General features: G+C 53.1%; 8 protein-coding genes. 2 read left to right on the top strand and 6 right to left on the bottom strand.

What is annotated here, in order from left to right:
- Positions 1-384: 384 nt before the first annotated feature.
- The gene (locus tag AC0YNX_RS30655; RefSeq protein ID WP_475819470.1) at positions 385-930 is read left to right on the top strand and encodes a hypothetical protein; all 546 of its coding nucleotides are present in this window, start codon (positions 385-387) and stop codon (positions 928-930) included.
- On the opposite strand, the gene gntK is transcribed toward AC0YNX_RS30655, so the two are convergent.
- The 3 genes from gntK to AC0YNX_RS30640 form a co-directional block, all read right to left on the bottom strand.
- Complete coding sequence (gene gntK / locus AC0YNX_RS30650; protein ID WP_475819469.1) at positions 927-2,462, bottom strand: gluconokinase; 1,536 nt, start codon at positions 2,460-2,462, stop codon at positions 927-929. The two genes, AC0YNX_RS30655 and gntK, sit on opposite strands and share 4 nt — an antisense overlap.
- Positions 2,463-2,485: 23 nt before the next feature.
- Positions 2,486-3,193: a DNA alkylation repair protein gene (locus AC0YNX_RS30645; RefSeq protein ID WP_475819468.1), complete on the bottom strand. Its 708-nt coding sequence runs from the start codon at positions 3,191-3,193 to the stop codon at positions 2,486-2,488.
- Between the two features lie 135 nt (positions 3,194-3,328).
- Positions 3,329-4,762 (bottom strand): serine hydrolase domain-containing protein, encoded by a 1,434-nt coding sequence (locus tag AC0YNX_RS30640; protein ID WP_475819467.1) that lies wholly within the window; start codon positions 4,760-4,762, stop codon positions 3,329-3,331.
- A 136-nt stretch (positions 4,763-4,898) separates the two neighbouring features.
- On the opposite strand from AC0YNX_RS30640, the gene AC0YNX_RS30635 reads away from it, so the two are divergent.
- Positions 4,899-5,186: a hypothetical protein gene (locus AC0YNX_RS30635; protein WP_475819466.1), complete on the top strand. Its 288-nt coding sequence runs from the start codon at positions 4,899-4,901 to the stop codon at positions 5,184-5,186.
- A 5-nt stretch (positions 5,187-5,191) separates the two neighbouring features.
- Here AC0YNX_RS30635 and AC0YNX_RS30630 read toward each other — a convergent pair whose 3' ends face one another.
- The 3 genes from AC0YNX_RS30630 to AC0YNX_RS30620 all read right to left on the bottom strand — a co-directional run bounded on the left by AC0YNX_RS30630 (position 5,192) and on the right by AC0YNX_RS30620 (position 7,660).
- Positions 5,192-5,701 (bottom strand): DinB family protein, encoded by a 510-nt coding sequence (locus tag AC0YNX_RS30630; RefSeq protein WP_475819465.1) that lies wholly within the window; start codon positions 5,699-5,701, stop codon positions 5,192-5,194.
- Entirely contained in the window at positions 5,701-6,447 is a 747-nt protein-coding gene (locus tag AC0YNX_RS30625) for a phytanoyl-CoA dioxygenase family protein (RefSeq protein WP_475819464.1), read from the bottom strand. The genes AC0YNX_RS30630 and AC0YNX_RS30625 overlap by 1 nt, the downstream gene beginning before the upstream one ends.
- Positions 6,448-6,619: 172 nt before the next feature.
- Positions 6,620-7,660 (bottom strand): Gfo/Idh/MocA family protein, encoded by a 1,041-nt coding sequence (locus AC0YNX_RS30620; protein ID WP_475819463.1) that lies wholly within the window; start codon positions 7,658-7,660, stop codon positions 6,620-6,622.
- Positions 7,661-7,666 lie beyond the last annotated feature (6 nt).

The raw sequence follows: 7,666 nt of genomic DNA, 5'->3' as shown, positions 1-7,666 counted from the left end.
TTACGGGTTACGGGTTACGGGTTACGGGTTACGGGTTACGGGTTACGGGTTACGGGTTACGGGTTACGGGTTACGGGTTACGGGTTACGGGTTACGGGTTACGGGTTACGGTTCGCTACTCCCCGCCGGCCACTTGCCGAGCTGCACTAACCTCCGCCACAACAAACAAACAAAAGTGCCCAAAAATCCCGCTACGCCAGGAACTTCTTGGACACTTCACGCTGCCGATGCTAGCCACTTCTTGAACACTTCACCTTACCGATGCCAGCCACTTCTTGAGCACTTTACGTTGCTGCTGTTAGCCACTATTTTCTAACGGTAAACTCGTAACATTACGCTGTATCCTTTCGTCCAATAAGTGAAAGTATAAGGAGGAAAGGGTGTATGGAAATGAACAACAATGTTGGTAATCGTCTTCACGTTTGGTTCCGGCTCACGGCAGCCGTTCTTATAACTGCTTCAATGCTCGTGCTGGCTGCTGGATGCGGTCACGCTGGCAGTAACGACGCGAATACGGCTGCGCCGCTCCGATCAGCGGAACCGACTACCGTCTCGGATCGGATCAAGTCAGGGACGAATCCTTTTGAAGTGGCGGGGATTCGCAATCCGAATGACTTCATCAACGTATTCAATACGGTCAAGAAGGCTATCGCATCCGACGATCCAGTCGAAGTTGCCAGCCATATTCTGTATCCGCTAAAGGTGAACGGCAAATCCGGCACAACGCTCTATAAGACACGCGCTGATTTCGTGCACCATTACGACGAGATCATCACCGAGCCTGTGAAGAAAGCGATCGCGAAGCAATCGGTCGATCAGCTGTTCGTCAATTACCAAGGCGTCATGGTCGGCAACGGTGATATGTGGTTTGGCGGCAGCGCCGACGAGCAGCAAGTAATCGGGATTATCGCCATCAATCACGATTTCTAATGAAATAGTCGGCGCTGATAGTCGGCAATGCTGGCATATTCCTCTTCCAGCTTGCCCGCGAGGCGCAAGTAAATCGGCAGCAGCTCCTTATATTGGGCTGCTGCTTCTTTATTAGGCGTATGCGAGTAGTTCGAGCCTGTCATCTGGTTGACGATACTCAAGCTCTCCGCTCTTCCGATCGCCATAAGACCGAGCACGACCGCGCCGAGGCAGGAGCTCTCGAAGCTCTCCGGTATGATCACTTCCTGATCAAGGACATCCGACATCATCTGTCGCCATAGCGCCGAACGTGCGAAGCCGCCGGTCGCATGAATCCGAACCGGCTTCCCGATCGACTCCTCTAGCGCTGCAAGCACGGAGTACAAATTATAATTAATTCCCTCTAGCACAGCGCGCATCATGTGCTCTTTGCGATGATGCAAGGTCAATCCGAAGAAGGAACCACGCGCATCCGGATTCCACAGCGGCGCTCTCTCGCCTGTCAGGTATGGATGGAAGATAAGCCCGTCCGAGCCGGGGCGAACGCCCTCTATAATACGAGTGATCATATCGTATGGATCAATACCGAGCCGCTTCGCTGTCTCGACTTCAGCAGCTGCAAGCTCATCCCTCAACCAGCGGAAAATAATGCCGCCATTGTTGACCGCCCCGCCGATGACCCATTTATTCTCCGTCAGCGCATAACAGAAATAGCGGCCATTCGGGTCGGTCACCGGCTTATCAACGATGGTCCGGATCGCACCGCTCGTCCCGATTGTAACGGCAACGACGCCCGGGTCAACCGCGCCAACGCCGAGGTTCGAGAGCATGCCATCGCTTGCGCCAACGACGAACGGCGTATCGGCGTGAAGTCCCATCACTGTGGCATATTCGCTTCTAAGCCCCCGCTGCGCATGCGTTGTCGGCACGAGCGTGGACAGCCGGTCTGCCGTTACGCCAGCGATGCGGAGCGCTTCATCATCCCAATCCCTCTGCTCCAGATTGAACATCCCTGTTCCCGAAGCAATCGAGTGATCGACAATATAGACGCCAAACAACTTGGCGAATATGTATTCTTTGATCGAGATGAACTTTGCAGCACGCGCAAAGACATCTGGCTCATCATGGCGCAGCCAGAGCAGCTTCGTTATCGGCGACATCGGATGAATCGGCGTACCTGTGCGCAAGTAAATCGCATGTCCGCCCATCTCTTCCTTCAGCCGTTTCGACCATGCCGCGCTGCGATTGTCCGCCCAAGTGATACAGTTCATAAGCGGCTTGCCATCCGCATCCACCGGAATGACGCTGTGCATCGCCGAGCTGAACGAGACGAACAGCACTTGCCCCGCATCGACGCCTTGCATCACTTGCTTCACGGTAGATACCACCGCGGCAAAAATCTCATCCGGATTCTGCTCGGCGAACGCCGGCGTCGGCGTATAGAGCGGATATTCCACATGCGCAGAAGTGACGACTGTACCCTTTTCCTCGAATAGCACCGCTTTCGTGCTCGTCGTGCCGATATCAACGCCTATCATATAGCTCATCGTCATGTTCCCCCAGACTTCTCTCTTTGCTAGCAAATGCAGGTTTTGCGTTTATTGCCGATCCGGCCCATTCCCGCCATCTTCGTAATATATTCAGTGGCGAACGGCACCTTGCAGGCCGTATTGCCAACGTTGACATGCACTTTACCAACGGCTACGGCTATTGCAATTGCCTCCTCATGCAGCTCTCTTACATACCCCGCTGCCGAGATCAGGAATCCGTTCATCGTATAGCGAACACGGTTCTGCTCTTCATGAATGCGATCACGCACCTCGTGCAGCAAGCTGCGGATTTCATCCATATCGAGCTGATCATCCGGCGTAATCGAGAGGTAGTTCGCGTACGTGCTCCAGCCGCATGCCGCAATCATTTCTTCCGTCGACTGAATCCATTCCATCGCAAGCTCACGGGCGTAAGCACTCTCCGCCGCCACGCTCGCAACCGTATATTCGGCAAGCATATACCAATACGCACCGCGCACCCAGCTCTGCAGCTGCTCCTTCGTGATGGTCTTCGGATTTACCGATAGTCCGGCCAGATACATCGCGTCACTGACACCAGAATCATATAGCGAAAGCGCGAGCGCTTGATCCTTCTTAACCGGCTTCACGAGCTTCTTCAAATCGCCAACCTTCACTCCGTAAAAAGGTTCCCGAGCGCCGTGATTCACAAGCGTCTGCTTCGTTTGCTCCGAGCCCATCTCAGCTAGATGCTGCATCACTTCTTCGTACGTCATTTTCGCTCACCCGCTTGTCCCTTAATGAAACATATCTCCCACTATAGCATGGCTCCCAGTAGCGTACAAACGTGCAGCATAGCAGCAAAACCCTTTACCGCCCGGCCGCAACCTGACGATAAAGGGCTTCTGTCATTAGCTTCTGCCGCGAAGCGTTGGCAGCTCGGGAGGCATGAAGGAGACATTCACTTGCTGCTCCACGACGAGCTCATCAACAATAAATTGAAAGACGGATGTGATATAGAACGGCGTCTCAATATAACGAGTCGTAATCGATAGCTTCTCCGGTTCCTGCCAAGTAAAGCTGGACATCATGCGCAGATCGTGCCCTCGCTGGAACGGAGCGCCCTGCGGTAGAATGCCGCGACCTTCCGCCCATTCGCCGCGACCGCAGCGGAGGACAAACTCACCTTCGCTACTCTCAATCGTGACGAGCGCTGCATCCGCTTCGAACCGAACGGTAAGTGCGATCAACTGTAACGAATTTTCCTCTAGCACAAATCTTTTGCCATTCACCTTCGACTCCATTGAAGTTTTATCTGCGTTCCACTGTGGAGGTTCAAGCGTAAGTGCTGCAAGCTTGTCGGTTAAAGCCTCAGTATCTGTTGCCGCAGCCATGCTCTCATCCGTCAATGCTGGCAGCAAATGTGTCCATATCCCGTTCAGCACGCCTTGCATATCATTCGTTCCGCTCGTCAGCGCGATGACCGTATCCTGCTCCGGCAAGACGATGCAGAACTGGCCAAAAGCACCGTCTCCCCGATACGCGCCATGCCGGCAGCGCCAGAATTGGAAGCCATAGCCCTGCGCCCAGTCGTTCGCTTCATCGTCACCATTGTTGATCTGCTTGGAGGTTGCTTCATTCACCCATGCTTCCGATAGAATGCGTTTGCCATCCCAGATGCCACGCTGCAAGTACAGCTGACCGAACTTGGCGATCGACTCCGTCGTGAGCGTCATGCCCCAACCGCCGGTATGGATGCCTCGCGGACATGCTTCCCAAGTCGCCTCGGTAATGCCGAGCGGATCAAGCAGCCGAGGCTGCAAGTAGTCGAGAAGCTTCTTCCCGCTTACCTTCTGAAGAATGGCCGAGAGCATGTAGGTAGCCCCGCTGTTATAGACAAAATGCGTACCAGGCTCACGTTCCACCGGTGCCTGCACAAAAGCGCGAACCCAATCCCCGTCTTCCGCGAAGGCAAGATATTGCATCGTATCGACTTCATGCCCCGTGCCCATCATGAGAAGATGACGGATGCGCATCGCGCTTAAGTTAGCAGAAGGCTCCTGCGGCGTCTCCTCGGGGAAGAACGAGATAACCGTATCGTCCAGGGACAACAGCCCTTCGGCGGCGGCGAGGCCAATCGCGGTAGACGTGAAGCTTTTGCTAAGAGAGAACATCATATGCGACAACTCAGGCGAGTATGGCGCCCACCAGCCTTCTGCCGCCACTTGGCCGTCGCGCACGATCATCATACTGTGAAGCTCAAGATTCGATTCGCGCCATGCATCAAGAAGATTAGAGATCACTTCGGATGGGATGCCAGCTGCCTCCGGGGTTGTTCGCGGCAAACGCAGTTCTGTACGTGTGATGAGAATCGCCTCCAATGTTTTTGCTTCAAAATATCGTTACAGACAAGTTGACTGATAGCACTATTCTAGCGGGCATACTAATTGGTTAAGACGAGAGGAAGGTGGAGCTTTTTTCATGAGAGAATATATTACTACTTGGATTATAGGCATTGGGATGCTTGTAGCCGGTATTATTATCATTCGGTTGTATTGGCAAGACATTGCTGCACATGTACGGCAATACAAAGAAGAGAAGAACAATGGGCAGCTGCGGTGGTGGTGGCTCGATTGGGGCTTGATTCTGTGGGATGTGTTTCTAGGCAGCTTCCGACCAAGCTTGATCATCGCGCTCATCCTGCTGCTATGCGGTATTGGCGTCATCGTGGCGCAGGTTCGGGAGACGCTTAAGATCTTGTCGGGTTAATGAGATCAAGTCCGACACGTTGCAAGAATGTGAAAGATCTGTCCCCGATGATGCGACTCGTGCTCAATGAGATGGTAGATGACCCACTCCGGTGTTACATCGTAATGAGGGAGAGTTCTAGATGTACGCCAATCCAACAAGCCCATGGAGCGAAAATGAACAAGCAGTTCCTCTCGCACAGACTTGAGGCGATGTAAATGTTCGTCTAGACTTTCTCCTCCAATAAGAGTCAACGTACCGTCTTCTTTGCGGACTTCTTGCGAAAATAAGGCAAGGATCGCTGGATTCCAATTACCGCCAAGAACATCTTCATAGAGCCAGTCTGCTTCGATCAAAGCGATGTGATATAACAGGGATCCGATTGATTGTCCGTTTCGATTAGAGTCAAGCTGCTGCTGACTTACTCCTGATAGTTTCTCTATAATCGTTCTCCGAACATCCTCCAAGCACCAGATCCATCGACCAATCTCCGGTTCAAACCCCGGTAAGGATGATACCGCCAAACTTTTTCTCATCACAGCTTCGCCATCCAATCGTCGGATCCGACCGGACAAGAGCTGAAATACTTAAGCGTTTCACCTTGCAGCACGGGATTGCTTGTCGCGTTATAGCAGGTAATAAACGTGCGGCGATGACGATCCGACATGTTCGGTGCGGAGGCGTGCAGAAGATTGCTGTGGAAGAACAGCGCCGTACCCGGTTCCATCTCGCAATGGACAAGTTCGAACATATTTTGCACCTGATCAATACGGCGCGGATCTGCTCCTGTCTGAGAACCTACTTTGCCATGCTCCAGCCGTCCGAGCTTATGGGAGCCTCGCAGCACCTGCAGACATCCATTCTCCTGAGTTGCATGGTCAAGCGCGATAAAGACGCTCATCATATTGGGATAGATAAAGCCCTGATCGTACCAGTAGCCGTAATCCTGATGCCACTCCCAAGCTCCGCCGGATCGAGCCTCTTTGAGCATGACTTTACCGTGGAAGAAAGCAGCATCCTCCCCCATCAAAATACGCACATTGTTGATGATACGAGGGCTAATCGAGACACTCGACCATACGTCAGATCCAAGCTCGAACCAGATCGCAAGCTTGGCTTTGAGTCCGGCGCTGTCATCGGTACTGTATGTGGTGCCGGCGACACGATCACCGCCTTCAATCTCGCGGATTAACAAGTCAACTTCCTCTTGAGTGAAAAGGTTCTTAATAAGCACAAATCCATCCCGATTATATTGCTCCACTTCTTTATGCGTCACAATCATGTTCGTTCCTCCTGTCGATGAGGCTTATAATAGCAACACTTAAACTATTCGCGAACATAATAGTCGATCCTGCCAGTTAAACTCAGGTGGCATCAAAAACAGCCCTTCCGCACGTAACGTGTGGAGAAGGCTGCCTCTGCCAAAATCATTCAACTCCGAACCCAGCGCTTCCTTACAGCAGCACCGCTTCTCCCGTCTCCGCCGACCGTACAGCGCTGTACATCGTCCGCAGCACAGGCTCGAACTGCTCAATCGTGTACGGACTTCCATCTACGCGAGTATCATTCCCTTGCCATATATCATGTAGGTGGTCGAAAATCCCGAAGAACCCTTCGTACCGTGCAGGCAGCAGCTCCGCTTCTCGCACGATTCCGTTGCTCCCGGTAATGGAGACACGACCGTTCTTCAACTCAATCGTGCCTTTCTCCCCTTCAATGCGAATATCTCCCAGATAGTCGGTCGGCTCTGCCCGAGAGCCCCAAGTGGTCAAATAATGGAGCCGGTACCCTTCCGACGTCTTCGCTTGCATCGTAGCAATCGGGAGCGTGCCCACTTTCGCCCAGGATGGCTTATAGGACTGCGCGTATAAAGTCACCGGATGGAAGCCGAGCAAGTAATGCAGCGTGCCAAAATGATGATACGACAAATCCTCCAGTGTCACATGCTTATAGCTCGACATCCATCTGTTATGCACATTCGCAGCAAGCGGCAGCGTGCAGTTCCAGACGACATATTCCACTTTGCCGATGGCGGAATGGTCCTGCAGCAGCGACTTTATCGTGCGAATGCTCGCCAGGTAGCGGTAAAATTCACCGACGATGAATTTGGTGTCACTACCGCTGCGGCGGCTAAGCTGAACAAGCTCCCACACATCCTCGGCGCTATCCAGCCTGAGCTTCTGCACGACCAAGTCGAGCCCATGCTCCAGAACCTTTCGTTCCGCATCGATCGTATTCTTGCAATCATTCGGCACGATGATGACGGCGAGCTCAGCCACAGACTGTGCCAGTGCCGTGTCCACATCCGGATAGACCGGATAGCGGTCCAGCCAGATACGATCTTCAGCAGGAAGCCGATCACGCTCTCCGTAAAGGTCAACGACACCGGCTACTTCCAAGTAAGGCCGCTTGCTCCATTCCCCAAGCTTCTCCGCGCCGAGCACGAGTATTCGTTTCGGCGGTTGCTCCGTATGCGCATCCCTCTCCATGGACATTCCCAC

The sequence above is a fragment of the Paenibacillus sp. J31R98 genome, from assembly GCF_056269245.1.
Note: the sequence above shows the minus strand (reverse complement) of the source record. Positions and strands in the feature narration are given on the sequence as shown.